This is a genomic window from Streptomyces sp. NPDC047000 (assembly GCF_040644295.1).
In the GTDB taxonomy this organism is placed as follows: Bacteria; Actinomycetota; Actinomycetes; order Streptomycetales; family Streptomycetaceae; genus Streptomyces.
Genome location: NZ_JBEYWE010000032.1, coordinates 71391 through 96737, shown reverse-complemented (window position 1 = coordinate 96737; position 25347 = coordinate 71391). Strand labels below are relative to the sequence as shown.

Below are 25347 nucleotides of genomic sequence, written 5' to 3'. Positions count from 1 at the left end.
GTGGGCACACGCCCCCTCACCCCAGCCATGCCCGCTCCCGCAGCTCAACGCCATGATCACCAGCGCTTACATGCCCGCGAACTGTCGAACTCGGGTGACTGAGCTGTCATCGGCCTGGCTGGACCCCGGCCCGGCAGCCACCGGCTGCTGATCCGCCGCAACCGGACTCGTGTCAGGACAGCCGCTATGAGCGGGGTCGTGGCGGTAGCTGTCCGACCAGGTGGAAGACTCCGGAGCCGCATTCCCCCGCAGGCGGCTATGGGCGCCACGGGGCGGGGCACCAACGCGCCGCCCGCTGCGGGCACTCGAGGCGTTCGCAGATGCCGCAGCAGGATCGGGGAGCAGACCTGGCCGCTGAGGCACGCCGAGGTTTCCCAAGCATCTACCCGGGGGCCTCAGTGATCCGGACCAGGGACGGACCAACTCGGCTTCGCATCGGGCGATTCCATCCATTGCCGCAGGTCAGAGGCGGGTGAGGTCGTGTACCACCAGCAGACCAAGAACCTCCTGGTCTCGTACTCGGCCCAGAAGCTGGGCTTCTTCTAGAGCCGGAAAAGGGCGCCTGAACTGGGCAGATGCCCGTCAGGCGCCCTTGCCGGCGCGTAGTTGGACCACCAGTCGAAACACGACCATGCTCCCGATATCTCCCACGGATGTCCCACCTCCGACCAGCAGCTCCGGGGCATTTCCGGGCCAAGATCCTGCGCAGCGGTGCTCTACCGGTCGTCGGCGGCGGCAACTGCCCACCGCCGCATGGAGTCTTCGATCAGGCTGTTGGCATGGTTCTCCGCTCCCGACAGGAACTTGGCGTAGTAACGGAAGAGGACCTGGATGCTCTGTCCGGCTCGGCGAGCACACTCGGCCGGGTCCACTCCTGAGTACAGCCAGAAGGAGACACCGGCGTGGCGGAGGTCGTAGGGCCGCTTCGCAAAACCGGAAACGCGCTCCATCCGAGTCAAGGCGCTCTCACGGGCCCGTGCCCAGTTCTTGCCGTACGCGGCGGCATCCACGTAATTGCCGGCCTGGTTCCGGAACAACCAGCCATCGCCTGCCACCCCGAAGCGGTCGATATGCGCGCGCAGCATACGAACGAATTGCGGCGGGATAGGCACGGAACCGCAGCTCATCGACGGCTGTCTGGCCGCAACCGGGCTTCACCGCTCCGCCCTGACTGCCGACATCGCGAGTTCAACCTGAGTAGCCTGACCTGTATGACCCTGTCGAGCCAACGATGAGTCTCATCCAGTGGGACGACAAGCCCCGGCGGGACGGCGCCACGCGCGACGGCGGCCTGGAACGGGCAGCGGCGATCCTCGGCGCGTTCGACGCCGCGCATCGCGAGCTCACGCTGGCCGCGCTGGTCGTCCGCTGCGGACTCCCCCGATCGACCACCCACCGCATCGCCGATCACCTGCTCCGGCTCGGGTGGCTGGAGAAGCCAGGTGACTGCTATCGGATCGGCAACCGCCTGTTCGAGATCGCCAGCCTGGCCCCGATCCGGCTCGAGCTGCGCGAGGCGGTGCTGCCTTTCCTCCAGGACCTGCACCACGCGGCCAAGACCACCGTGCAACTCGGCGTGCTTGACAGTACCCAAATCCTGGTGGTCGAGAAGATCACCGGGCACCGGCCGATGCCACTATTGTCGCAGGTTGGCGGCATGATCCCGGCCTACTGCTCGGCCCTCGGCCGCGCGATCCTCGCTTACTCCTCCCCGGAGACCATCGAAACCGCGCTCGCCGAGCCGCTCCCTGCCCGCACCCCGCGCACGCTGACCAGCCGGGTCGCCATCTTGCGTGAGCTGACGGCGGTTCCTGAGCGCGGCTGGGCGACTGAGCGTGAGGAGGGCAACGTCGGCATCAGCTGCGTAGCGGCGCCCATCTTCGGCCCGCTCGGCGAGGTCGCTGCGGCACTATCGGTCACCGGCCCAAGCCAGCTGATGCGGGCAGACCGCATCGGACCAGCGGTGCGGATGGCAGCCGCCGCCGCGTCTCGCGCTTACACGAGCCGTCCCCGTTCACAGTCCCATTGACTGGGACTAACCGTGGCGGCACCTCCCCCGCCAACGCAGGCTATGGCATTACACGGATGAACCCGCAGCGCGTCGTACACAGGAGGCGATGATGACTCTCGGTGGCGGATACATGCTCCCCTCACGCACAGGCCATCAGATCGCGGCCATCGGCCTCGGCATCACCATGAAGATCAACGGCAAGTCCACGCACGACGCGTACTCGCTGTTCGAGTACGCCATCCCGGCGCGCACTGACGGGCCTCCGGCCCACATCCACACCCGCGAAGACGAGTCGTTCATATGCCTGGCCGGCAAGCTTGACGTCCGTCTTGGCGGCGAGGACTTCACGCTCGGTCAGGGCGACTACCTCTACCTGCCCCGGGATGTGGCGCACACCTTCCGCAACACCTACGACGATGAGGCACGCGTCATCTCCGTCGTATCTCCTGCGGGCTTGGAGGGCTACTATCAGGCGCTGGCCAGCCTGCCGCCCGGCCCCAAGGACATTTCCAAGCTGAAGCAGATCATGGCTGACTTCGGCATCGTGTTGCAGTAGCCGCCCAAGCTGCCCGGGCTATGGGCATCCCGATCATCGGCAGCTACTCAGGTTGAACTCGCCTTGTCGTAGGTGCTGACAGGTCTTGATCCCTGCGGTATGGCATCGGGGTGCGATACGCGCAGGGGGGGCGGGTTCACTGCCCAGGAGCAACAGCGTCGGGAGCGTGTGCGGCTGGAGGCCGCCGAGCGGTTCGAACGGGGAGACGGCAACAGGGTGATCGCGGCCGAGGGTCACCGTGCGGTCGGTGGAGCGGTGGCGTCAGGCCTGGCGGCAGGGCGGTTCGGCCGGCTTGGAGTCGAAGGGGCCGCAATCGCTCCCCCGGCTCGGTGAGCGGCAGTTCGCCCAGCTGGAGAGGGAGTTGGAGAAAGGGCCGCTCGCTCACGGCTGGGAGGACCAGCGGTGGACGCTTGCACGGATCAAGACTCTGATCGGCTGGCGGTTCCACGTCTCTTAGCTTGTGTTTTTACCTCGCTCGCTCGGTGTTCGAGTCGGGCTGCTTCTCCGGTGTCGCGCCGTGCTGGTGGCCTGCACCTACCGCGGGGCGGGCGGCGCGGATGGTGTTTCGACGTCCTGACGGCCGTCCGGGGCCGGCCGTGCCGGGTTTCCTCATTCCGGTCGGGTTGGGCAGGTGGGGGCGGATGTGGCGAAACCCCCGACGTACCCGCGCGGGGGTCAACTGCCTTGGTGGCTTTGGGCGTTCCCATGGGCGGCGGTGGTCCTCGGCGAAGGGGCGGGCGAGGCGCAACTGGGTGTAGGCGGCGATCACGAGCCAGGTCCACAGGTCGGCGCTGTGTGGGTCGCGTAGGCGCGGGGCGGTCCAGCCCAGGGTCTGCTTGAAGAGCCGGAAGGTGTGCTCGAGGTCGAAGCGGCGGAGGTAGGCCGACCACAGGCGGTCGATGTGGGTGGCGTCCGCTCCGGTGCGTGAGGTCCACAGCCAGACCGCGGTCGGGGTGCGCTCGGAGGGCAGGTGGGCGACCGTGAGACGGATCACGGTGCCGTGCACGACGGGAAGTTCCTCATCGGGATGGACGTCCGTGGCCCAGGGGCCGTGGCGTTGGAGCTGTTGGTGCATGCGGTCCCAGCTGCGGGTTTCTGCCCGGCCGTAGCGGCGGGTGTCGTTCACGGTCCGGTGCTCGGGTGCAGGCCAGGTGTCCTGATCTGCGGAGAGAGCCAGGCGGCGGCCGTGGCGGGCGGGTCGTCCGCCCTGGCGGCGGTAGACGGGCGCGCCGGGGTCGGTGTAGTAGACCCGGTCGGAGCGGACCCGTACGACGAGTTCGACGGGCAGGTCGGCCAGGAGCCAGGCCAGGCGGGTGGCGTCGTAGCCGGCGTCGAGGACGACGAGAACGTCGGGGTCGTCCTCGTGGCGGTGACCTGTGCGGATCAGACGGGCGAGGGTCTCGCGGACCTGGTCGGCGGTCAGTTCGGTGACATCGTCGCCGGGGGCCACCCGCTGGGCGTCCAGGATTGCCGTCCATGAGGAGCGGCCGGGCTCGAGCGCGGCCAGGAAGGAGTACGGCCAGCCGGGAACGTTCGCTCCGGATGCCGTGCCGTAGCCGCTGACGTGGCAGAACCTTCGCTCGGGGCTGGTGTCCGCGTCGGGGCGCAGCCAGCAGGTGACGTCCACGGCCAGCACGATGCGCCCCTCGGCGCTCCTGGGCACGGGGGTGGTCGCCAGCAGATGCCGCAGGCGGGTGAACTCCATCCATCCGGTGTTGACCGCGTCGTACAGGGCACCGTGCCCGCGCCGGAATTCGGGCTCCAGCGCCAGTTCAACCAGCGAACGCACCGGAGTGGGCGAGCACAGCACGGCGTCGGTCAGCTCGAAGAGCGCGTCCGCACGCCGGTACAGGCAGTCGTGGTAGCCGCGGCGGAACCGAGCCAGCGCGGCATTCGGTTCGACAGCACACAGGCAAGTGGCGATACTCATGTCAACGGCCGCTCTGGTTCCGGGAGTTAGCACTCCGAGAACTGGAACGGCCGTCTTCACGTCACGGCACCCGGCTCAGCCGACGACCGATCGAACTCGCCCGACTCGAACACCGAGCGAGCGAGGTAAAAACACAAGCTTAGAGCGTTGTGGCAAAGGGAGTCCCTGTTCGATGGGCAGGGGCTTCTTCGTGTGCGGGGCATGACCGCGGCGGGGTGAGGACAGGCAGCGGACGGCTTGTTGTTGATCGAGGAGGGTGCGATGCCGTCGGTGCTGGGGTTGATGGAACGGCGTGAGGCGCGGGCGAGGCAGGATCTGGAGTCCTGGACGGAGGTCCTGGAGCAGGCCCGGGCGGAGGTGGATGCCGCGCGGGAGCGGGTCGAGCGGGCCCGGGTGGGGCGTGAGGAGCTCGTGTCGCTGCTGGCCGAGGAGAGCGCGGTGAATACGCCGGTTTCCGTGCCCCCCCCAGAAGCTGGGCTTCTTCTAGAGGCAGGAAAAGGGCGTCCGGCCTGGGGAGACTCCCGGTCGGGCGCCCTTCGTGGCGCGCGACCACGCAGCGGAAGAGGCTGCCGCGCACGCACTCGGTCCCGACCGGCGTCCACGGGTCCTCGGCCGGGTCGTGAGGGATCGGAGTCGGGGTACCGGCAGGACTTGGGCCACGAGACGCAGGTCCGCCCCGGGCCACCGCTCATGGCCGGGGAACGAGGTGTGGGGGTCGGTCTCCGGCAGGCCGGCCCCCACCTCGGCGTCTCCGGTACGCGCGGCCGGCTCCACAGTCGCCGGAGGGCCTCTCCCGAACGCCGTCGAAATCGGGCATGATGCATCATCTGCACCGGTCGAGCAATGTCGTGTCGTCATCGGAACCGAGCCAGTCGCCGTTCACCCACGTCGCGTGAACACCACGTCGCCCCACCTTCCACACTGCCGGTCACGCCCGCGCAACCGTGCGTCCCGGTGGCACCGCAGCGGCAGCGATGCCGTCATCCTCGAAAGGAAGTACCTTGGCGCCGGTGCTTGTCGGACACGAAGGACTGCTGGCCGGAGAGCGCATACCGGTGATCGGCACGCGGGTCACCTTCGGGCGCAATCCCGGGAACACCGTCGTCATCTCCAGCCTGAGCGTTTCGCGCTTCCACGCGGAGATCGTCCTCGACGACACCCAGGGCTACGTACTGCGCGACTGCGGGAGCAGCAACGGAACGCTGATCAACGGTGAGGAGATCGACTCCCAACTCCTCAAGCCCGGGGACGACATCACCATCGGCGACCAGGAGTTCCGCTTCGAGGTCCCGGACGCCATGGAGACGATCATGGCGCTCTCCCTGCCCAGGTCTCTGACCCATGCCGACGAGGAGATCGAACACGGGCCGGTGCTGCGGGTCACCATCGTGGGGGGAGGCCCTGTCGGCCTGTCACTCGCCCTGCTTCTCGAGCACTTCCTCGGCGCCCAGGTGAACATCACCGTGTACGACGGCCGGTGGCGCAAACAGGGCCGCAGAATCGTCTGGAAGGACGCGAGTCAGGGCAATGTGCGGCGCCAGCAAGTGGTGACCGTACAGAGTCGCCAGTACCTCAGCCTGCCCGAGGAGGTCCAGGCCCGGCTCTTCGCCCCTGACGACTACACCGAGATGTGGCCCTCCGGCCCCGACTCGATCGGCGATCACCATCCGCGCAACATGCGCATCGCCTACATCGAGGACCGACTGCTGGAGGTGGCGAACGAGAAGCCGAGCCGAATCCGGCTCGTGCCGGCCCGGTTCGGCATCGACGAGCAGCAGGACGCCTTGACCGACCGGCATGTACTGGCGATCTGCGACGGCGGGCGGTCCCGCACCCGCGAGCACTTCGCCGCCAAGTTCGGCAAAGCGGACGCGTCCATCTACTCGCTGAACGACCGTCACCTCCAGGACGTGGTCCTCGGCCTGCGCGTGAAATCGGCTCTGCCCGACCCCATGGCGGTGCTGCTGACCGTGGCACAGAACCGGTTCCTGCTGAACTCCTTGCGCGGCGAGGGCTTCCTCAACATGCGTCTGACGGACGCGGAGGCTGCGGAGGTCGTCGGTATCGATCCGGTCCGCCGCGTCTTCGAGGAGTGCATCGCCTCACGCCCCTGTCTGATGGGGCGCGACGAGCACGGCGACTTCCGGTGCTCCACGCACAGCACCCTGTTCCTGCCGGCCCTCATCAGGGGCTCGGCCCTGTGGAAGCGGGTGGGCGAGGGGCTGCGCCTGTTCGGCGTCGAGCCGGACGGACTGAGCGCGGTCACTTCCTTCCGTCTGGACATGGTGCAACGTCCCCGTTTCACAGCCGAGTTGCTGCCACCCACGACCAACTCAACCGGTACGTACGGCTTCTTGTTGGGCGACGCCGCCAACGCCATCCACTTCTGGCCGGGGCGGGGACTCAACAGCGGCCTGGCCTCCGCGATCTCGCTCGCACGGTCCCTCAACGGAGCATGGAAGGGCAGGCCCTTCAGGGACGCGGACTTCCTGCGCCACGAGGCCGCCATGTCGATGCTCCAGTACCGCCACAAGAGCCGCGCCTGGAAGGCGATGGTGACCGCCGACGACCAGGGCGCCGTCTGGGCCATCAAGGACATCATCGCCCACGGCATCGACGGGATCGCCGAGGAACCGGATCGCGAGGCGGACACCGCGACGATGCTGGAGCGACTGCGCGGAATCCGCTCCCGGCTGGCGACGCGCATGCCCGGTATGCCGGACGACGAGGCGATCCTGGAACGACTGGGGACCCTGGAGGACCGAACACTCCGCATGCTGGTGCTCAGCGGCGCCTGGGACACCCTCACCATGGGCGGTGAGGAGGTCGACATCGACATCTTCTACGGCCAGGACTCGGCCGCCGCGGCAGCGGCCGTCGAGGCCCTCGAACCGGCCGCCCAGGCCTGAACACACCTGGGAGCGTTTCGGAGTGGAGTGGCACGAAGCGGCGCATGCCATTCCCTGGTCGCGCAGGGCACTCCGGAGCCTCCGTCTGCCCCAGGGCCGTCCACCGGCCACCGCGTCATTCCGGAGGAATGCGGAACTCGAATTCGGGACGGTCCCACGGTACTGCGGGCGGGTTCGCGAGCACGGTCCCGGTCCGCACGGCACCCACGCGGTGGTAGAAGTCCTCGGCGGGAAGATGCGAGACGACCTTGAGGCGGTCGATCCCGGCGGCACGGGCCTCGGACCGCATGTGCGCGACGAGCAGCCGCCCGATACCCCGGCCCTGCACGTCGTCCGCGACGAACAGCAGGTCGAGCTCCGGTGGCGCGAGGACGAGCGAGTAGAACCCGAGGACCCGGCCTGCGTGCTCGTCGGCGCCGACGGCCACGAAGGCGCGGTGGGCCTCGAGGTAATCGGGACCGACCCGGTAGCCCGCGACCGCGGCCGCGTACCGGCCCTGGTAGGCGCCCGAGCCACGCACGAGCCGCGTGAGCCGTCTGGCATCCCGCGCGACGGCCCTCCGTATCGTGACCGGCCGGCCGGCCGGGGAAGTGCGTGAACCCATCGGGAGAGTATGCCGCACCGGGGATGACCAGTGCTTCCGGACCGGTCACGGGTACGTCCGGTTCACGAGGACGACTGCCCCGGCGGACCGGGTCGGCATGCGGCGGGTCGTGCGCCGGCGGCGTCGGCCGATCCGGAGCGGGAGGTGACCGCGTGGCGGAGGGCGTCGCGGCAGGCGAGAACGGCGGGATGCCGGGTGCGGCCCTGGCGCACGACGGTGAAGACGCGGCGCGGGTGGGGAAGGCGGCGCAGGGAGACGCGCGGAGGACGGTCGGTCCGGACGAGGCCGGGGAGGAAGGCCGCGGCGTGGTCCTGTTCGACGAGGCGCTCGTGCAGCAGGAGGTCGGTGGTCTCGAACCGCACATCGGGTTCGAAGCCGGCGTCGCGGCAGAGGGTGACGGCCCAGTGCCGGGCGGCCGTGCCCTCGGGTTCCATCACCCACGGGACGTCGGGGAGCGCACGCAGAGCCGCGGCCGGACCGTCCGTGTCCGGCATGCGGGCCGACTTCGGCAGGGCGAGATACAGGGGGTCGTCGAGAAGGTCCTCCTGGTGGAGTTCGGCGGGCCTCAGGCCGGGATTGCCCGGGTATTCCTCGGCGAGCACGAGGTCGAAATCGCGCGCCAGCAGGGCGGGCAGGGCCTTTTCCGGTTCCCTGTGGGTGACATGGACCCGCAGGTGCGGGTGGCGCTCACGCAGGAGATCGAGCGCGGCCGGGACGAGGGCCAGGGCGGCGGTCTGGAACGAGGCGATCCGCAGGGTGCCGCTCAGGTCGGTGAGGGAGGCGGCGATGTCTGCCTCCGCGCGCTCCATGCGTTCGAGGAGTGCCTCCGTGTGGGCGACGAGGATCTCGGCCTGAGCGGTCAGCCGCACCCGTCGTCCGACCGGCTCGAGGAGCGGGACACCGACTTCCGTCTCCAGCTGGGACAGCTGCTGGGACACGGAGGAGGGGGCGTAGGAGAGGGCGGCGGCCACAGCCGCCAGGGTGCCGCGGTGCTTGAGTTCGCGCAGCAGGCGCAGACGGTGCAAATCGAACATGGGAGCCCGCTCTCCTCGCCGCCACGGCCCCAAGAGCGTGAACAGTCGGCTTTTCCGATGAGTGTAAGTCGGAAAGATGTTCTGGACCGATGACCGGCAGGCATCGGATCCTTCAAGGGTGTCTCACACCGCTTCTCCTCTCCCCGCACCGCTGAGCGACCAAGGAACCCCGACGCGTCCGGCCGACCGAGGGTGGGAGGCATGCTGACCCACCTGGTGACCGCCTCCGGTGTACTCGGGCTGCTCACCGTCCTGCCCGGCCCCGACATGGCCGTGGTCACCCGGCGCTTCCTCTCGGCCGGCACCGAGGACGCGCTACGCACGGCGGGCGGCGTCGCGACCGGCCTGTTCCTGTGGGGTGCCCTGACCGTGGCCGGACTCGCGGCCGTGTTCGCCGCCTCGCCCGCGGCCTTCCTCATCGTCAGGCTCGCCGGCGCCGGCTACCTGGTGTTCCTGGGCGCGCACACGCTGTGGCAGAACCGCCGCCCGGCACCGCCCGAGCTGACGGACACCGCTCCTCCGGGCCTCGGAGCACCCTGGCGAACCGGCCTGGTCACCAACGCGCTGAACCCGAAGATCGCCGTCTTCTACACCGGGCTGCTGCCCGCACTGGCACCACCCGGACCGCCCGCCGCCTGGGGCATGGCGCTCCTCGTCCTCCTCCACAGCGCCCTGACCCTCACGTGGCTGGGCACCTATGTGCTCCTGCTGTCCAGGGCCGCCTCGGCACTCCGCAGGCCGCGGACACACCGTGCCCTCGGCCTCGCGACAGGCACCGCCCTGATCGGCTTCGGCATCGCGGTCGCTGCCGCTTCCGGCTGACCGGCAGAAAGCGAGGGATGCGAACCAGCCGTCGGGCGCTCGACGAGGTCGGGGAACCGCAGAGACCCGCACACGGAAGATCACCTGGTCACAGGGGTGCAGGCGTGCGACAATCCCCCGACAGTGGCCGTCAGGAGGATGTTTCCTGGTCACAGGGCCACGTCCGTACGGAGAAACCATGGAAAGCCCCGAAGCGGTGCGGGAGTACCGGAAGCACCGGAAATCACCAGGACAGCTGGGCCGGGTGCTGCCGGTCGTCGTCCTGGCCCTGTTCTTTGTCGTTCAAAGCCTGCGCAGGGGTGATCCCCTCGCCCGGTCGGCCGGTGCCGTGCTCCTCGTGCTGGCGGTGGGAGCGGTCTTCTGGGTGCTGCGCTCGCCCCGGCAAAGTCGCACCCTGGTCGACTCGGACGGCGTCACCGTCCACGGTGCCTTCCTCGCCCGCCGCATCCCCTGGAGCGAGATCTACGAACTCGATGTGCGCAAGGTACCGAAGGGGGAGAGGACCTCGGCGTTCGTCCGCACCGTGAACGGACGTCGCCGCCCCCTTCCCCAGGTCAACGACTGGCAGGTGGAAGAACTGCGCGCCGAGGTGGCCGCGATCCGGAAGATCGGCACCCGGTACGGCGCACGCACCTGGGAGCGCGTCCCCGAGGTCGAGCAGACCCTCCGGCGGCGCGCGGGACGGGAGCACTCCCTGAGCCACGGCGTGCTCCGCGCCACGGCGGCCTGGGGTGTGATGTTCGCCGTCTGGGTCGTTCTCCAGCTGACCGGCCAGGGGCCGTTCACGAATCTCCTGCTCCTCTGGGGTCCGGTCGCCGCGTTCGTGTGCTTCCTCGGCTACGCCTGGCAGCATTGGGAGCCGCACGTGCCAGCGAAGAGGGACTCCTGGTAACCCCGGACCACCGACAAGGGCACCCGGAAGCTGAAGCTCGTCGAGCACGAGGTCCACGCCAAGGGCCTGCGGAAGAACGTCTTCGACGTCGTCCGCTGACGGGGCTCCCGCATCCGCCCGCCGTTTCCCCGGTCTCAGAGAGGTAGGGAGGCTTCGGCGGCTTCGCGGGCCGGCGGCCCCAGCGTCCGGAACAGCTCGGCGAGGAGCTGGACCCCGTACCCGGTGCCGCCCTGGGGCGTGGCGCCGTGGGGTTCCGCGGACCAGGCCGGGCCCGCGATGTCCAGATGCGCCCACGGGATGTCCGGATCGACGAACTCGCGCAGGAACAGCGCCGCGGTCGTCGCGCGCGCTTCCGGCAGCCCGGGGAAGTTGCGCACGGCGGCGACGCGGGAGCGGACGGTCTCGGCGAGGTACTCCTGCAGCGGCAGGCGCCAGACCGGCTCGCCCGAGGCACGCGACGCACCTTCCACCAGCTCGCTCGCCGCGTCGTCGCCGAAGAGCGCCGCCATCCGGGGACCGAGCGCGGCGATCGCGCCGTAGGTGAGGGTGGCGATGTCCACCAGGGCCGCAGGCCGGTGTTCGGACGCGAAGGCCAGGGCGTCGGCGAGGATGACCCGGCCCTCGAAGTCGGAGTTGAGGATCTCGACGGTCTTGCCGTTCCGGCTCGTGACGATGTCACCCGGCCGGGCCGCACCGGGGCCGATCATGTTCTCGACGAGCGGGCAGAACGCGCGCACGTGCAGGTCCGGCGCGACGGCCGGAAGCAGGGTCATCGCGTGCAGGATCGCGGCGACCGACGCCATGTCGTGCTGCATCGTCACCATCGCGTCCGCGCCCTTGAGCGAGAGACCCCCGGTGTCGAAGGTGACGCCCTTGCCGGCGAGACACAGATCGGGCCGCGGTGCCCCCGCCCCGGCGTGCACGATCTCCACCATCATCGGCCGGTGCGCCGAGCTGCGGCCGATCGCGAGGATCCCGCCGGCCCCGTGCTCCTCGAGCCATGTCTCGTCGCGGACGTGGACCTCGAGACCGGCGGCGGTGCCCGCCTCGACGCAGAGCCGGGCGAGGGCGGCGGGGGTCAGCACGTTGCCCGGCTCGTTGACCGCGTCGCGGGCACGGCACACCCGGTCGGCCAGGTCGAGGCCGCCCGTCCATGCCTCCCGGTCGGCGTCGGACAGCCAGGTGGTGGCCGGCCGGCGTCCGTCCGGGAGGTGGGTGTCGAACCGGTACTCCCCCAGGCGCAGGCCGAGCGCAACCGCCCGGGTGATCGTGTCCTCGGCGAGCGGGGAGCGCAGCAGGGCGCCGTGGTCGACCGTCACCGCCCCGAGGTGACCGAGGCGGCGGCCGGCGACGCCGAAGCACTCCCGGACGGTCTCCGGGGTGATCCGGTCGGCTGGCCCGCACCCGACCCAGAGGGTCGGCAGCTCACCGGGGGCCAGCAGCACCTCGCCGGCCCGTCCCGCGAATCCACCGGCGGCGCCGAAGGCCCGGTTCGCCGGGTCCTGGAGGAGCGCGCCGTCCTGCGGGACGGCCAGGCAGTGCGCGTCGGCGCTCCCCGCGTCAGCGGTCGGGGTCACCGTCATGAGGCCAGCTCCCGCGCCCGCGCGCGGCAGGCGTGGACGGCGTCGTCGAACAGCGCGCCGAGACCGCCCTCCTCGAACACCGCGACCGCCCGGGCGGTGGTGCCGTTCGGGCTCGTCACCTTGCGCCGCAGCTCGGCCGGGTCCTCACCGGTGGCCTCCATCAGCTCGACCGCCCCGCGGAAGACCTGCCGGGCGAGCGTCGCGGCGGTCTCGGGGACGAAGCCCTGGGCGACAGCGGCGTCACGGAGTTTTTCGACGAGCAGGAAGACATACGCCGGACCCGAGCCGCTGACGGCGACGACACCGTCGAGCTGGTCCTCGTCGACCTCTATGACCTGGCCCAGGTCGGCGAGCAGCGCCTTGACGACGCCGTACCGCTCGCTCGGCACCCGCGCGTCCGGCACCAGCCCGATCACGCCGAGGCCGACGGCGCTCGGCGTGTTCGGCATGGCGCGCAGGACGTGCACGCCCGCCGGCAACCCCTCGCTGAACGTCACCGCGCGCACGCCCGCGGCCACCGACAGGACCACGGTGCCCGGGCGGATCGTGGCCGCGACGTCGGGCAGGACGTCACGGACGAGATGGGGTTTGACCGCCATGACGACGATGTCGGCGTCCTCGACCGCCGCTCGCAGCGCGTCGGGGTCGCTCTCCAGGGAGGTGGTGACGGCACCTGGCGGAAGGACGGCCTCGGTGGTCCGCGCGGCACTCGCGGCCGTCCGGTTCACGGTGGTCACCGAGCCGAACCCGGTGCCGGCGGCGGCCCAGCCGGCCAGCAGGGCGCGGGCCAGTGAGCCGGCGCCCACCACCGCGACGCGCGGCGCCGTCATCGGCTCGCCTCCGCCAGGACGGATCCGCCGGAGACGACGGTCCGCGGGCGCTTGCCGTCGGCGATGACGCCGATGTCGTCGAGCGGGTTCCCGGACCAGACGACGAGGTCGCCGACCGCGCCGACGGCAATCCGCCCCAGGTCTTCGCGTTGCAGGACCGCGGCGTTGCCGGTGGTGACGGCGCGCAGTGCCTGGAGCGGCCCGGCCGCTTCCGCCATCAGGCGGATGCCGACGAGCTGCTCGGAGACGAGGTCGCCCATGTTGTCCGAGCCGAAGCCGACGGTGACCCCGGCCGCCAGCGCGTTACGGACGGCGTCGCCGCCCGCCGCGAGCACCTCACGGTTCTTGCGCTGGGCGACCTCGGACAGGCCGAGTGCGGCGCCGAGCCGGTCCATCGCGTCGTACGCGCCGAGTGTGGGCACCAGCACGGCGCCGAGCTCGGCCATCAGCCGGGCGGTCGGCTCGTCGAGCAGGTTGCCGTGCTCGATGGAGCGGACCCCGTTGCGTACGGAGTGCGCGATCGCGGCCGGTGAGTAGGCGTGCGCGGCGACGTAGCTGCCGCGGCGGCGGGCCTCGTCGCTGACCGCCCGCACCTCCTCGGCGGAGTACTGCGGGATCGCGATGGGGTCCACCGGCGACACCACCCCGCCGGACGTCATGATCTTGATCGCGTGCGCGCCGTGGCGGAACCGCTCGCGGACCGCGGCCCGCAGCGCCTCGACGCCGTCGACGACCTCGACCGTGCATCCGTCGTGGCACTTCGAGTCGTCGCCCCGGCCCCGGTAGTCGCCGTGCCCACCGGTCTGGCTGAGGGCCGCGCCGGTGTAGAGGTAGCGCGGTGCCTCGATGACGCGTTCCTCGACGGCCCGGCCCAGGCCGGCGTCGCCGCCGGCCGGGTCACGGACGGTGGTGAACCCCCGGCGCAGCGCGCCGCGCAGCCGGTGCTGTGCCTTCAGCGCGACGTAGCTGAGCGGGGCCCGCTCGATCGGCTCGGAGTCGAGCGCGATCGCGTAGGCGTGGAAGTGCGCGTCGATCAGGCCGGGCGTGACGACCGCGCCGCGGGCGTCGATGCTGCGGGCGTCGGCCGGGGCGACGTCGCCGATGTCGCCGATCTCGCGGATGACTCCGTCGACGATGCGGACCGATCCCTCGACGAGGTCCTCGGAGGTGCCGTCGAAGACCAGTGCGTTGCGGACGACCAGGTCGTTGTCACTCACGCGCCGACGACCGCCCGTCGGGCCGCGGTGCCGGCCTCGTCGACCTCGCCCGTGGCGGGGTCGATGACGACGCCGTAGTCCTCGGCCGCCTTCCCGACCGAGACGAAGCCGTTGCGCACGTCGTGGGCGACGGCGGCCGGGTCACGCTCGAACGGGTCGCCCCAGCCGCCACCCCCACCGGTGGCGTTGACGAGCAGGTCACCTGCTTCGAGCCGGCTGTACTCGCCGGAGGCGTTGCGCTCGTCGGCCGTGCCGGGGTTGATCGTCATGCCGTTCGGCACGCCCGGCCTGCCGCCGGCGATCGGCCACGGCGGGGAGACGGTCTTGTAGACCAGGCCGATGCCGACCGACGGGGAGGTGAACCGGTAGGCCCGTGAGACGCCCACGCCGCCGCGGTGCCTGCCGGGGCCCGCGCTGTCGGGCCGGTAGCCGTAGTGCTCGATGATCATCGGTGACTTGGTCTCCAGCACCTCGACCGGGTTGTTGCGGCAGCCCGGCTCGGAGAAGTGCATGATGCCGTCCTCGCCGTCGCCGCCGGCGTGGCCGCCGAAACCGACGGCCTCGTTGGTGGCCTCGTGCCAGTGCTCACCGTTGCGCGGGTTGACGCCGAGACCCATCATCGAGTTCACGTCACCGCCCGAGGAGGCCGGGATGACGTCGGGCATGCCCTGGGCGAGGGCCTTGAGGATGACCTCGCCCGCCAGCAGACCGGTCCACAGGGTGAAGGTCGGCATCGGGGGGACGGCGTGCATCACGCTGCCCTCCCGGGTGACGACCCGCAGCGGGGCGAAGTTGCCCGCCACCACCGGGGTGTCGGGCGTGGTCAGCGACTTGAAGACGAGGCTGCACAGCGCCTCGGTCTCGCCGTACGGCAGGTTGATCGGGCCCTTGACGCCGTAGGCGCTCTCGGACCAGTCGACGATGAACTCGTCGTCGGTGATGGTCACCTTGGCGTCCATCTTGACGGGCTTGTCCTTCTCGACGCCGTCGCTGTCGACGAAGTCGCTGGCCTGCCAGGTGCCCTTGGGGAGTTCCTTGAGCGCGAGGCGGGCGAGCTTCTCACCATGCTCGTTGATCGTCCGCATCGCCTCGACGAGCGTGTCGGCGCCGTACTTGTCGGCGAGTTCACGCGTCCGCTGCACACCGGCGTGGCAGGCGGACACCTGCGCCTGCAGGTCTCCGATGGTGCGCTCCGGTTCGCGGCTGTTGAAGCGGATGATGTTGAAGATGTCGTCGCACTGCCTGCCGCCCTGGTACAGGCGGGTGCCGGGGAAGAAGATGCCCTCCTGGTACATGTCCGTGGAGTCCAGGACGTAGCCCGCGTCCTTCTGCATGAGGTCCAGGACGTGGATGCGGCAGGAGCTGAAGCCGATCAGCTCCCCGTTCGCGGCGTGGACCGGGGCGAAGACGAGCGTGTCGAGGGTGTGGGCGCTCGACCAGTAGGGGTAGTTCAGCAGGAACACGTCGCCCTCCCCCATCGCCTCGGCGCCCAGGAACTCGACGGCCTTCTTGATGCCGGCGTCGTTGCCGCGGGTGAAGATCGCGATGCCGGGGGCGTCGGCGACCACGTCGCCGTTGGCGTCGTGGATGCCGATGCCGTAGTCGTGGATCTCGTAGACGACGGTGTTGTACGCCGTCCGGCACAGGTTGCGGGCGACCTCCTCGGCCGCCGCCAGCAGGCCGTGCCGGATCACCTCGGTGGTGATGCTGTCGCTCATGCGTGGTTCTCCTGACTCTCGGTCCGGCCCGCGGCCGGCGCGTCGGCGGCCAGGTCGATGATGAGTTCGCCGAAGCCGCCGACGGTCAGCACGTCGCCGGCGTGCAGCACGGTCGTGGCGGTGTGTTCCGTGATCACCGCGGGCCCCTCGATCCGGTCGCCGGCCCGCAGCTGCTCACGGGCGTAGAGGCCGTAGACCTCGGTGGTCCGGTCGTCGACGTGGACGGACCGGTCGCCGAGCCTGGTCGGGCCCTCGCCCGCGGCGCGCCGCGGCACGGTCGGGAAGTCCGGTTTCTCGACCAGCCCGACGGCCCGCAGGCGCAGCGTGGTGATCTCCACGGGGTCGGTCATGGTGTGGCCGTACTGGCGGCGGTGCAGCTCCTCGAACTCGGTGAGGAGGCCGGCCGCCAGGTCCTCGACGTCGCCCGGGTAGGAGACCGAGACCGAGTGCTCCTGGCCGCGGTAGCGCACGTCGAAGCTGCGGATGAGCTGCCGGGCCTCGGCCGCGAATCCCTCGTCGTCGAGCACCTTGGCCGCATCGGCCTCCATGTCGCCGAAGATCTCCTCGAGTTCGGCGTGCCGCAGCGTCTCGAGCGGCAGGATGCTGGTGCGGGCGAAGTCGTGCTGCACGTCGGCCATCAGCATGCCGAGCGCGGAGAACGCGCCCTGGCCCGGCGGGACGATCACGGTCGGGACGCCGAGTTCCCGGGCGACGTCGACGGCGACCAGGCCGCCGCCGCCACCGAAGCTGAGGAGTGCGAACTCCTTCGGGTCCAGACCGAGTTCGACGGTGATGCCGCGGACGGCTCCGGTGATCTTCGTGGTCGAGATCCGCAGGACGCCGCGTGCCACGGCCCGCTCGGTCAGGCCGAGCGGACCGGCCACGCCCGTCAGGGCCCGCAGTGCCTTGCTCTCGTCGAGCACGAGGCTGCCGCCGAGCGGGGTGTCGGAGCCGAGGTAGCCCACGGCGAGGGCCGCGTCGGTGAACGTCGGCTCGGTGCCGCCACGGCCGTACGACGCGGGTCCCGGCTGGGCGCCGGCGCTCTGCGGACCGACCTGCAGCGCACCGCCGGCGTCGACGTAGGCGAGGGAGCCGCCTCCGGCGCCGATCGTCTGGATGTTGAGGGACGGCGCGGTGATCGGCAGGCCCTCGAACTCGGCGCCCTGGTAGCGCAGCGGCTGGTGGTCGAGGACGAGCGAGGCGTCCAGACTCGTTCCGCCCATGTCGATCGTGATCAGGTTCGGCCTGCCGATCAGGCGGGAGAAGGCCGCCGCACCGATGACGCCGCCGGCCGGTCCGGAGAGGATCAGGTTGACCGGCTGTTCCCTGGCCGCCGTCACGGTCATGGCGCCGCCGCCGGAGCGGGACATCAGGAAGCGGCCGGCGAAGCCGCTCCGGGCCAGGGAGCCCTCGAGCGTCTCGAGGTAGCTGCGCACGATCGGCTTGATGTAGGCGTCCAGGACGGCCGTGGAGGTCCGCTCGTACTCGCGGTACTCGCGGGAGAGCTCGTGCGAGAGCGTGACGTCGACTCCCGGTGCGACCTCGTTGAGGATGTCGCGCATGCGCTGTTCGTGCGCCGGGTTGGCGTAGGCGTGGAGGAAGGCGACGGCGACCGCGTCGTAACCGCGGTCGGCGATCCGCTGTGCCACCCGGCGGGCGTCGTCCTCGTCCAGCGGTGCGGCGACGGAGCCGTCGAAGTAGGAGCGCTCCCGCACCTCGAAGGTGTCGGCGCGCTCGACCAGTGCCCGCGGCTTGCGGTAGCGGATGTCGTACATGGCGCGCCGGTCGGTGCGGCCCAGCAGGTACACGTCCCGGAAGCCGTGGGTGGAGACGATGGCGATGCGCGCGCCGGTCCGGGTCAGCAGCGCGTTGAGGCCGAGCGTGGTGCCGTGGTTGAACATCGCGATGTCGGCGTAGGGCGCCTCCGCCTTGGAGAACGCCGCCAGGACGCCTTCGGCCGGTGCTGAAGGAGTGGTGGCGACCTTCTCGAACCGCAGTTCTCCCGTCGCCGGCACCAGCTTCACCACATCGGTGAAGGTGCCGCCCACGTCGATGGCCACCCGAATGCTGTCGGACATGCTGCTATCCAGACCTTTCCGGAACAGGTGAAGTTGGTGCGCCGCGCTCAGCGGCGGCGGCCGTCGGACGCGGCGAGCGCGACGGCGGCGAGGATGATGGCGCCGGTGACGAGGTCCTTGAGCTGCGGGTTCCAGCCCAGGATGTCGAAGCCGTTGCCGATGAGGGCGATGAGGAACACACCGGCGACGGAGCGCCACACGGCGCCGATACCGCCGTAGATGCTGGTGCCTCCGAGGATGACGGCGGCGATGGCGTTGAACTCCAGCCCGGCGCCCGCCTGGGGCTGGCCGGAACCGATGCGGGAGACGCCGATCGCCGCGGCGATGCCGGCCGCCAGACCGCTCAGGGCGAAGACGATGACCTTGATCCGGTCGACCGAGATGCCGGAGAGCTTGGCCGCCTCCTGGTTGCCGCCCACCGCGAAGACATGGCGGCCGAAGGTCGTGCCGTTCAGGACGAACCACATGACCGCCGCGAAGACGACCAGGATGACGACCGAGTAGAAGACGCCACCGATCTGCCCGCGGCCGAGGTCGGAGAACCCCGGTGTGGTGACGGTGATCAGGAAGCCACCGGTGATCAGGACCGCGAGGGCCGCGAAGATCAGGCTGGACGCGAGGGTCGCGAGGAAGGAGTGCACCCGCAGTTTCGTCACCGCGAGGCCGTTGAAGGCGCCGAGGACGAGGCCCAGGACCGGTGCGGTGAGCAGACCGGTCGCGGCGCTCCCGGTGTGCTGGGTGACCCATGCGGCGGCGACGCTGCCGACGGCGAACATCGCCGCCGTGGAGAGGTCGAAGGAGCCGGAGATGATCACGAACGTGCCGGCGACGGCGACGATCGCCAGCGGCGCGTTCTGATTGACGATGTTCAGCAGGTTCGTCGAGGTGAAGAACGACGGCGTCGAGACGGAGAGCACGACGGTCAGGGCGATCAGCAGGATGAGGACCGCATAGTCGCGGACGGCGTCGAGGGCGCCGGAGGCGGTGATGCGGCGCTCGCGAGGGGCGACGGTGGTGCTGGTCATGCGGTTGCTCCGATTTCCTGATCGACTGAGAAAAGGAGGCCGAGCAGCTCGTCGACCCCCAGCTCTGAGGGGTCGACCACGCCGGCGGTCGTGCCGCGGTCGACGAGGTACGCGCGCGTGGCGAGCGCCAGTACCTCCTCGTGCTCGGAGGAGATCAGCAGCACGCCGACGCCGCGGGCGGCGAGCTCGACGATCAATGCGTAGATGGTGGCCTTCGCGCCGATGTCCACACCGCGGGTGGGCTCGTCGAAGACGACGAGGGCGGGATCACCGAGCAGCCACTTGCCGAGCAGCGCCTTCTGCTGATTGCCGCCGGACAGTCCGCCGACCGGCAGATCGATCCGCGGCGGCCGCATGTCGAGTGCTGTCGCCAGCTCGGTCGCCCGCGCCTTCTCCTCACGCCGGGAGATCACGCCGAACCGCGAGAAGCGGCTGAGGAAGGCGAGCGCGATGTTCTCGCGCACACTGCGTTCGAGGACCAGGCCCTGGGCGTGGCGGTCCTCCGGGACCATCACCAGGCCGGCGGCGATCGCGGCCCTGGTGTTCCAGGTGGCCTGATCGCGGCCGCCGAAGCGGACCGTTCCGCCGGTGACCCGGTCGATCCCGGCCGCGGCCCTGGCGATCTCGCTGCGGCCGGAGCCGACGAGACCGAGCAGTCCTACGATCTCACCGGGCCGGACGACGAGATCGGCGTTCTCCACGCCCGAGCCGGTGCTCACGCCGCGCAGTTCCAGCAGCGGCTCGACCGTCTCCTCGACGGGGGGCCGACGAGGCGGGAAGGTGACCGCCAGTTCACGGCCGAGCATCCCGTGGACCATGCTCTGCTTGGTCTCTTCGGCCGCCGCCCTGGTCCTGACCCGTACACCGTCGCGCATGACCGTGATGCGGTCGGAGACCTCCAGCACGGAGTCGAGGAAGTGCGAGACGTAGACGATGCTGCAGCCCTGCTCACAGAGCTTGCCGATGAGCCGGTGCAGCTGGTTGATCTCGTGCCCGGTCAGCGACGAGGTCGGCTCGTCCATCACGATGACCCGGGCGTCGCGGGCCAGCGCCCGCAGGATCTCGACCTTCTGCTGGTCGGCGATGCGCAGATCGCCCACCCGGGCCTTGGGGTCGAGCTCGAAGTCCGCGTTCTCCTGCAGCTTCCAGAAGCGCGCGGTCAGGTCACGGCGCAGCAGGCCGCCCCTGGCTCCCTCCATGCCGAGGAAGACGTTCTGCTCGACGGTGAGCTGCGGGACGAGCGCCAGCTCCTGAGCGATCATGACCACGCCGGCGCGCTGGGCGCGGACCGGATCCCAGCGGCCGACGGGCTTCCCGTCGATGTTCAGCTCGCCCAGGTCGGGTGAGTAGACACCGGCGACGATCTTGCCGAGCGTGGACTTGCCGGCGCCGTTCTCGCCGACCAGCGAGTGCACCTCGCCCGCGTGGAGGTCGAGGTCGATGTCGGCGAGTGCCTGGGTGCCGCCGAAGCGCTTGGAGATGCCGCGCAGGCTGACGACGGGAACAACGGGGTTATCCATGGTCACCGGGATCCGATCCGAGAGGGGACTCAGCCCGCCCACTCGCCCTTGAAGTCGGGCGTCTGGGTCAGCGTCTTCTTGTCGGCGTAGGCCTCCGCCTTGCCGACCTTGTCGGCGTCCACCCACTCCTGGACCTTGCCGCCGGTGAGCTTGGCGTACAGCTGCTTCATCGCCGCGTCACCCATGCTGACCGGGAAGTTGAGGTAGTCGGCCTTCCAGGTGCCGTTACGGACGTTCTCGACCGCGTACGTCGTACCGCCACCGCCGGTCAGATAGACCTTGGAGGGGGCGATGCCGGCGTCCTCCAGCGCGATCTGCGCGCCCTTGGTCTGCTGGTCGGCGTTGGAGAGGATCGCGTTGACGTCGGGGTGTGCCTGCAGCACGTTCGCGATCGCCTTGGAGGAGGTGTCCGGGTCGTACTGGCCCTCGGCGGAGGCGACGACCTTGATGTTCGAGTGGGCGCCGAGGACGCTCTTGTAGGCCTTCTCGCGTGTGACGTCCAGCGTCGCCTTGAGGTTGCCGACGAGCAGGGTCACCTTGCAGGGATCGATGTCCTTGCAGTACGTCACCACATCCTCGGCCTGCTTCTTCGCGGCCGCCGCGGGGTCGACCGCGACGGTGCTGACCACACCGGCGACCTGCGGCTTCATGTCCGAGATGTTCGGGCCGACCGGGTTGAGCACGGTGGCGACGGGGATGTTGTTCGACAGCGGGAAGCCGGCGGCCAACGACACCCCGTCGTTGGGGACGACGATCACGCCGTCGTACTTGGTGCCCGATCCGGCGGTCTCCAGCTGGGACAGCTGGGTGTCGGAGTTGAAGCCGCCGTCCAGGATGCTCACCTTGACGTCGGCGCCGAGCGACTTGACGGCGTTCTTCACGCCCTGGGCGACGGCCTGGTTGTAACCGTTCTGGCTGGAGGCCAGGAGCACGGCGACGGAGTAGGAGTCCTTGCCGCTCCCCGCCGTGGTGCCGCCACTGCCGCAAGCGGTCAGAACGACGGACCCGGCGACCGCGCAGGCCGCCAGAGCGAGACCGCGCTTACCGGTCCTCATCGAGCGTTCCATGGGATATCTCCTGGTGAGGGGTGCGGTCTTCGGACGGCACCTGAGGTGTGCTGGGAAGTTCTGGGAAGTTCTGGGCGCAGAATCGTTTCTTCGCGCTCTGCGGTTCGAGGTGACGCGATCAGGACTTGCGGACGTCGTGGTCGATTTCGAAGATGCGGCCGGCGCCGACCTCCGCGTCCCTCAGGAGTTCGCGAAGCCGCTCGTTGGAGCTCTCGCGCCAGGGGTTGTCGATCCAGCCCTGGTAAGCGTTCTCGTCCGGCCAGAGCGCCGTCACGAGAATCTCGCCGGACCCGTCGGCGGCGACGGAGATCTCGGAGGCCACGGCCGCGGAGTGGTCGAGCGAATACCGCAGCACGTCGTGCTCGCGGTAATAGTCCAGGACCTCACGTGTCCTGGTGGGGTCGACCCGGAGCGTCAGCATCGTGCGAATCACGGCGTACTTCCTTCATCGGCGCTGCGGCGCACGGGCATGGATGGCGAGGGGAGCGGGGCGGTGGCCACGATCCGAGAAAGGGAAGCGGGGCGAACGGGGCGCCTGCCATCGCGCCGGCGGCGACCGCCGGGGCGTCCCGGTGAGCCGAACGGAGCGCCCTACGGAAACTGCGGAGCGGGTTCACATCGGCCCCTCTCTCGTTGTCAGGCCCGTTATCCTTGGTGGTCTGGCAGGACACTAAGATGTGACATTGCACTGACACAAGAGGGGCGGCTGGGAATTTTTCTGGTCGTAACAGAAAACCGTCCGCGCGTCCGTGGGCGGGCCCCGCGCAACGCAGGCGTAATGCGCCTTCCTCACCGCACCTCGGAAGTCGTCCCCTTCGGTGAGCCTGCGGTGGCGGACGAGGGCGCCGACGAGGGTGCGGACGGTTCCGGCGAGGGCCCGGAGGTGTCCGGCCCCGCGCTCGTGGCGGCGGTACAGAGGGCGGCAGCCTGCGAGCCGCGCCAGGGCGACGCGTTCGGCGGGGTGCGCGGCCGGAGCGGACCGCCGGTACGCCCTTCACCAGCGGGATCAGCGCCCGGCTGTCGGGCAGGTCCGCTCCCGGGACGCCGACGGGCAGGGCGGACCGGTCCGCCCGGAGACCGGGTGGATCTTCCAGCCGTACGTGACCCGGGCAGCGGGATCCGGGCCTGCCGGCTCGCCTCTCGCGGGGCCCGCATGTTCACCGCTCAACGGTCGAGGCCACGGCCGCCATCCCGCCCAGCCGAATGAGATGGCTTTTCCCGGCCGGGCCGAAACTCCGAAGACGGCCTGCCCGACAACGCTCCGGCCCCGCCGACCATGCGTCGGCCTTGTCCGCCCGCGGTCAATTCCCGGTCGTTCAACCGGTCGCGGGACCGTGTGCCCGCCCTCGCTCAGTCGTGCGCAGGTGATTCCGCGGGACGGGCCCAGCGTCCCCGGGTCTGGCTGATATGGGCAGCCATCAATTCCTGTACCTGCTGAGCGTCGCCCGACGCGATCGCGTCGAGAATCGTGTGATGCTCCCGGGCCGAAGCCTCCAGTTCACCGCTCTCGTACAACGACGCGAGGCCGAACAGGCGGGTGTGCGCCCGCAGATCGGAAATGAGCGCGGTCACCCGACGGTTCCCGGCGTACTCGAGCAGGCGCAGATGAAAGGCACGGTCCGACTCGGTGTACGCCACAAGGTCGCCCGCCATCGCTCCCTGGACAATCGCATCCGCCATCTCACGCAGCATCGGCATGTCGCCGGCGGGGATCAGCGGAGTCACCTGAGCGGCTAAAGGCGGCTCGATGAGCATCCGGAGCTCGGTTATCTCGTCGAGATCCGATTCCTCGACCGTCGCGACCCGGAAACCCTTGTTGCGGACGGTCATCACGAGGTTCTCGCGGACGAGATCCAGCATGGCTTCGCGTACGGGAGTGGCCGACACACCGAAACGCGCTCCCAGCGCGGGAGCCGAGTAGACGACGCCCGGCTCGAGTTCACCGGAGACGATGGCGGCACGCAACGCCCGCGAGACCCGCTCGCGCAAGCTCACCTTCTCGAACTGCCGAATGTTCGTGGTGTTCACGGACGCCGCCTTCCCCCGGGTGGGTGAGCCGATCCTATCGAAAAACAGCGCAATGTCACGTGGCACACGTCAGGACGAACCTTCTTCCGGGCCGGCCAGTTCCTCGAGCGAAATCGGCGCCGCGAACGTCCGTTTGGCCATCGGCAGGAGATCCGCGGAGGTCAGCTCCCTCCCGTCACCGGCCGCGAGGGAGGCGGCGGCGAAGCCGCAGACCCGTCCCTGGCACCAGCCCATGCCCGGCCGGGCCAGCAGCTTGACCGTGCGCGCGTCCGCTGCGCCGAGGGTGTTCCGCACCGAACAGATGTCCCCGGCCGTCACCTCCTCACAGCGGCATACGGTGGTGTCCGGACGCAGCCGCTCCTGCCACCCCGCGGGTACCGGAAAGGCACGGTGCATGGCCCGGGCGAAAGACCGTCCCCGGCGGATCCTGCCCTGCAACCGGCGCACCCGGGTGGCCGACGGCCCTGTCCCGGCGTCGCGGGCGACCGCGAGGCCGGCGAGTTCCCCCTCCGCCAGGGCCAGTGCCGCGCCGCCCACGCCCGTCGCCTCGCCGGCGACGTAGACGCGGTCGACGTCGGTGCGCTGCCACGCGTCGACCACGGCGACCAGTGACTGGTCGATGTCGACACGGGTCGCGGCGCCCACCGCGGCCACGAGCTCGAGCGCGGGCGTGAACCCCCAGCCCAGCGCGACCAGGTCGACGGCGAGCTCGCGTGCCGCGGAGCCGGGACGGAGACGGCCGTGCCGGTCGACGCGCCCCAGGCGTACCGATGCCACGCCGTCCTCGCCCAGGATCTCGGTCACGACGGTCCTGCTCCGGTACGGGATCCGGTGGCGCACGAAGGCAGCGGCGTACTCCAGGGCCTCCAGCCCCTTCGACGGCACCGCCGCGGCACCGATCGGGGATCTTGCCCAGCCGGTCGGGGAGCCGGCCTCGCACACCGCGACGACCTCGGCGCCGGCCTCGGCCAGGCCGGCGGCCACGGGCAGCAGGAACGGGCCGGTGCCGGCGACCACCGCGCGCCGGCCGGCGACGCTGCGATGGGCCTTCAGCAGGGCTTGGACACCGCCGGCCGCCATCACGCCGGGGAGGTCCCAGCCGGGGACCGGCAGCTGTCGGTCGTAGCCGCCCGGGCACAGGATGAGCGAGGTGGCGGACACCACCGGTGTCGCCGTCCGGTCCTTCGGGCCGACGGTGGCGGTCAGGTGCAGGACGTGACCGTCGCCGGCGGCCGCACGCTCGACGAACCAGACCTGCCGGCCGCCGATACGGTGGACGCGTCCACGGGAGCCGGGCGCCTCCAGGGCGCGCAGCCGGTCGCGCAGATCGGTGAAACGCCGCCACATGTGCTGCGAGCGGCCCTCGTCCTCGACCGGCACGGACTCGTCGGGGTGGCGCCAGAACTGCCCGCCGGGCTGGTTGCCGGCGTCGACGGAGACGACGCTGAGTCCCTGCTCGGCCGCTGTCACGGCGGCGGCGAGGCCTGCCGGGCCGGCCCCGACCACCGCCACGTCGTACACGG

At 70.4% G+C, this 25347-nt stretch carries 20 protein-coding genes and 2 pseudogenes; 7 read left to right on the top strand and 15 right to left on the bottom strand.

Features of this window, described 5'->3' with window-relative positions; all coding sequences use genetic code 11:
* Positions 1-716: 716 nt before the first annotated feature.
* Positions 717-1112 (bottom strand): hypothetical protein, encoded by a 396-nt coding sequence (locus ABZ862_RS33380; protein WP_360966589.1) that lies wholly within the window; start codon positions 1110-1112, stop codon positions 717-719.
* Between the two features lie 119 nt (positions 1113-1231).
* On the opposite strand from ABZ862_RS33380, the gene ABZ862_RS33375 reads away from it, so the two are divergent.
* The 3 genes and pseudogenes from ABZ862_RS33375 to ABZ862_RS33365 form a co-directional block, all read left to right on the top strand.
* Positions 1232-2029, top strand: coding sequence for an IclR family transcriptional regulator (locus ABZ862_RS33375; RefSeq protein WP_360966586.1), 798 nt, complete (start codon positions 1232-1234; stop codon positions 2027-2029).
* Between the two features lie 88 nt (positions 2030-2117).
* Positions 2118-2567, top strand: coding sequence for a cupin domain-containing protein (locus ABZ862_RS33370; protein ID WP_360966583.1), 450 nt, complete (start codon positions 2118-2120; stop codon positions 2565-2567).
* Between the two features lie 174 nt (positions 2568-2741).
* A pseudogene (locus tag ABZ862_RS33365) lies at positions 2742-3021 on the top strand (transposase); the annotation flags it as partial.
* A 12-nt stretch (positions 3022-3033) separates the two neighbouring features.
* Here the strand turns inward: ABZ862_RS33365 and ABZ862_RS33360 are convergent.
* The gene (locus ABZ862_RS33360) at positions 3034-4497 is read right to left on the bottom strand and encodes an NF041680 family putative transposase (RefSeq protein WP_360966580.1); all 1464 of its coding nucleotides are present in this window, start codon (positions 4495-4497) and stop codon (positions 3034-3036) included.
* Between the two features lie 1010 nt (positions 4498-5507).
* Between ABZ862_RS33360 and ABZ862_RS33355 the strand changes: the two genes are divergently transcribed.
* On the top strand, positions 5508-7406 hold the full coding sequence (locus ABZ862_RS33355) for an FHA domain-containing protein (RefSeq protein WP_360966577.1): 1899 nt from the start codon (positions 5508-5510) through the stop codon (positions 7404-7406).
* Positions 7407-7521: 115 nt separating this feature from the next.
* Here the strand turns inward: ABZ862_RS33355 and ABZ862_RS33350 are convergent, their stop codons facing one another.
* Both ABZ862_RS33350 and ABZ862_RS33345 read right to left on the bottom strand, forming a co-directional pair.
* Positions 7522-8010: a GNAT family N-acetyltransferase gene (locus ABZ862_RS33350; RefSeq protein WP_360966574.1), complete on the bottom strand. Its 489-nt coding sequence runs from the start codon at positions 8008-8010 to the stop codon at positions 7522-7524.
* Between the two features lie 62 nt (positions 8011-8072).
* Positions 8073-9044: a LysR family transcriptional regulator gene (locus tag ABZ862_RS33345; RefSeq protein ID WP_360966571.1), complete on the bottom strand. Its 972-nt coding sequence runs from the start codon at positions 9042-9044 to the stop codon at positions 8073-8075.
* A 201-nt stretch (positions 9045-9245) separates the two neighbouring features.
* On the opposite strand from ABZ862_RS33345, the gene ABZ862_RS33340 reads away from it, so the two are divergent.
* The 3 genes and pseudogenes from ABZ862_RS33340 to ABZ862_RS33330 form a co-directional block, all read left to right on the top strand.
* Positions 9246-9866 carry a LysE family translocator gene (locus ABZ862_RS33340; RefSeq protein WP_360966568.1) on the top strand — a complete coding sequence of 207 codons (621 nt, stop codon included), beginning with the start codon at positions 9246-9248 and terminating at the stop codon, positions 9864-9866.
* A 178-nt stretch (positions 9867-10044) separates the two neighbouring features.
* The gene (locus ABZ862_RS33335) at positions 10045-10758 is read left to right on the top strand and encodes a PH domain-containing protein (protein ID WP_360966565.1); all 714 of its coding nucleotides are present in this window, start codon (positions 10045-10047) and stop codon (positions 10756-10758) included.
* A gap of 9 nt (positions 10759-10767) precedes the next feature.
* Positions 10768-10857, top strand: a pseudogene (locus ABZ862_RS33330) (deaminase); the annotation flags it as partial.
* 35 nt (positions 10858-10892) lie between these two features.
* On the opposite strand, the gene ABZ862_RS33325 reads toward ABZ862_RS33330, so the two are convergent.
* From ABZ862_RS33325 to ABZ862_RS33275, 11 genes are all read right to left on the bottom strand, one after another.
* Positions 10893-12341 carry a leucyl aminopeptidase family protein gene (locus ABZ862_RS33325; RefSeq protein ID WP_360966562.1) on the bottom strand — a complete coding sequence of 483 codons (1449 nt, stop codon included), beginning with the start codon at positions 12339-12341 and terminating at the stop codon, positions 10893-10895.
* Positions 12338-13171 (bottom strand): pyrroline-5-carboxylate reductase, encoded by an 834-nt coding sequence (gene proC, locus ABZ862_RS33320; protein WP_360966559.1) that lies wholly within the window; start codon positions 13169-13171, stop codon positions 12338-12340. The genes ABZ862_RS33325 and proC overlap by 4 nt, the downstream gene beginning before the upstream one ends.
* Complete coding sequence (locus tag ABZ862_RS33315; protein WP_360966556.1) at positions 13168-14388, bottom strand: amidohydrolase family protein; 1221 nt, start codon at positions 14386-14388, stop codon at positions 13168-13170. Before ABZ862_RS33315 ends, proC begins: the two co-directional genes overlap by 4 nt.
* Complete coding sequence (locus tag ABZ862_RS33310; protein WP_360966553.1) at positions 14385-16106, bottom strand: hydantoinase B/oxoprolinase family protein; 1722 nt, start codon at positions 16104-16106, stop codon at positions 14385-14387. The genes ABZ862_RS33315 and ABZ862_RS33310 overlap by 4 nt, the downstream gene beginning before the upstream one ends.
* Positions 16103-18184: a hydantoinase/oxoprolinase family protein gene (locus tag ABZ862_RS33305; protein WP_360966550.1), complete on the bottom strand. Its 2082-nt coding sequence runs from the start codon at positions 18182-18184 to the stop codon at positions 16103-16105. Before ABZ862_RS33305 ends, ABZ862_RS33310 begins: the two co-directional genes overlap by 4 nt.
* Before the next feature lie 47 nt (positions 18185-18231).
* Positions 18232-19209 carry an ABC transporter permease gene (locus ABZ862_RS33300; RefSeq protein ID WP_360966548.1) on the bottom strand — a complete coding sequence of 326 codons (978 nt, stop codon included), beginning with the start codon at positions 19207-19209 and terminating at the stop codon, positions 18232-18234.
* Complete coding sequence (locus ABZ862_RS33295) at positions 19206-20729, bottom strand: sugar ABC transporter ATP-binding protein (protein WP_360966545.1); 1524 nt, start codon at positions 20727-20729, stop codon at positions 19206-19208. The genes ABZ862_RS33300 and ABZ862_RS33295 overlap by 4 nt, the downstream gene beginning before the upstream one ends.
* A 29-nt stretch (positions 20730-20758) precedes the next feature.
* Positions 20759-21796, bottom strand: a complete 1038-nt coding sequence (locus ABZ862_RS33290; RefSeq protein WP_360966542.1) for a sugar ABC transporter substrate-binding protein — start codon at positions 21794-21796, stop codon at positions 20759-20761.
* A gap of 118 nt (positions 21797-21914) precedes the next feature.
* On the bottom strand, positions 21915-22229 hold the full coding sequence (locus ABZ862_RS33285) for a hypothetical protein (RefSeq protein ID WP_360966539.1): 315 nt from the start codon (positions 22227-22229) through the stop codon (positions 21915-21917).
* A gap of 917 nt (positions 22230-23146) precedes the next feature.
* Positions 23147-23824, bottom strand: coding sequence for a GntR family transcriptional regulator (locus ABZ862_RS33280; RefSeq protein WP_360966537.1), 678 nt, complete (start codon positions 23822-23824; stop codon positions 23147-23149).
* Positions 23825-23893: 69 nt separating this feature from the next.
* The gene (locus tag ABZ862_RS33275; RefSeq protein WP_360966591.1) at positions 23894-25345 is read right to left on the bottom strand and encodes an FAD-dependent oxidoreductase; all 1452 of its coding nucleotides are present in this window, start codon (positions 25343-25345) and stop codon (positions 23894-23896) included.
* Between the last annotated feature and the right edge of the window lie 2 nt (positions 25346-25347).

What these genes read in the sequence shown, in the direction of transcription:
- ABZ862_RS33340 (WP_360966568.1), top strand. Translation starts at nt 9,246, where the DNA reads ATGCTGACCCACCTGGTGACCGCCTCCGGTGTACTCGGGCTGCTCACC.
- ABZ862_RS33350 (WP_360966574.1), bottom strand. Translation starts at nt 8,010, where the DNA reads ATGGGTTCACGCACTTCCCCGGCCGGCCGGCCGGTCACGATACGGAGG.
- ABZ862_RS33360 (WP_360966580.1), bottom strand. Translation starts at nt 4,497, where the DNA reads ATGAGTATCGCCACTTGCCTGTGTGCTGTCGAACCGAATGCCGCGCTG.
- ABZ862_RS33345 (WP_360966571.1), bottom strand. Translation starts at nt 9,044, where the DNA reads ATGTTCGATTTGCACCGTCTGCGCCTGCTGCGCGAACTCAAGCACCGC.
- ABZ862_RS33325 (WP_360966562.1), bottom strand. Translation starts at nt 12,341, where the DNA reads ATGACGGTGACCCCGACCGCTGACGCGGGGAGCGCCGACGCGCACTGC.
- ABZ862_RS33310 (WP_360966553.1), bottom strand. Translation starts at nt 16,106, where the DNA reads ATGAGCGACAGCATCACCACCGAGGTGATCCGGCACGGCCTGCTGGCG.
- ABZ862_RS33295 (WP_360966545.1), bottom strand. Translation starts at nt 20,729, where the DNA reads ATGGATAACCCCGTTGTTCCCGTCGTCAGCCTGCGCGGCATCTCCAAG.
- ABZ862_RS33335 (WP_360966565.1), top strand. Translation starts at nt 10,045, where the DNA reads ATGGAAAGCCCCGAAGCGGTGCGGGAGTACCGGAAGCACCGGAAATCA.
- ABZ862_RS33305 (WP_360966550.1), bottom strand. Translation starts at nt 18,184, where the DNA reads ATGTCCGACAGCATTCGGGTGGCCATCGACGTGGGCGGCACCTTCACC.
- ABZ862_RS33375 (WP_360966586.1), top strand. Translation starts at nt 1,232, where the DNA reads ATGAGTCTCATCCAGTGGGACGACAAGCCCCGGCGGGACGGCGCCACG.
- ABZ862_RS33300 (WP_360966548.1), bottom strand. Translation starts at nt 19,209, where the DNA reads ATGACCAGCACCACCGTCGCCCCTCGCGAGCGCCGCATCACCGCCTCC.
- ABZ862_RS33290 (WP_360966542.1), bottom strand. Translation starts at nt 21,796, where the DNA reads ATGGAACGCTCGATGAGGACCGGTAAGCGCGGTCTCGCTCTGGCGGCC.
- proC (WP_360966559.1), bottom strand. Translation starts at nt 13,171, where the DNA reads ATGACGGCGCCGCGCGTCGCGGTGGTGGGCGCCGGCTCACTGGCCCGC.
- ABZ862_RS33370 (WP_360966583.1), top strand. Translation starts at nt 2,118, where the DNA reads ATGATGACTCTCGGTGGCGGATACATGCTCCCCTCACGCACAGGCCAT.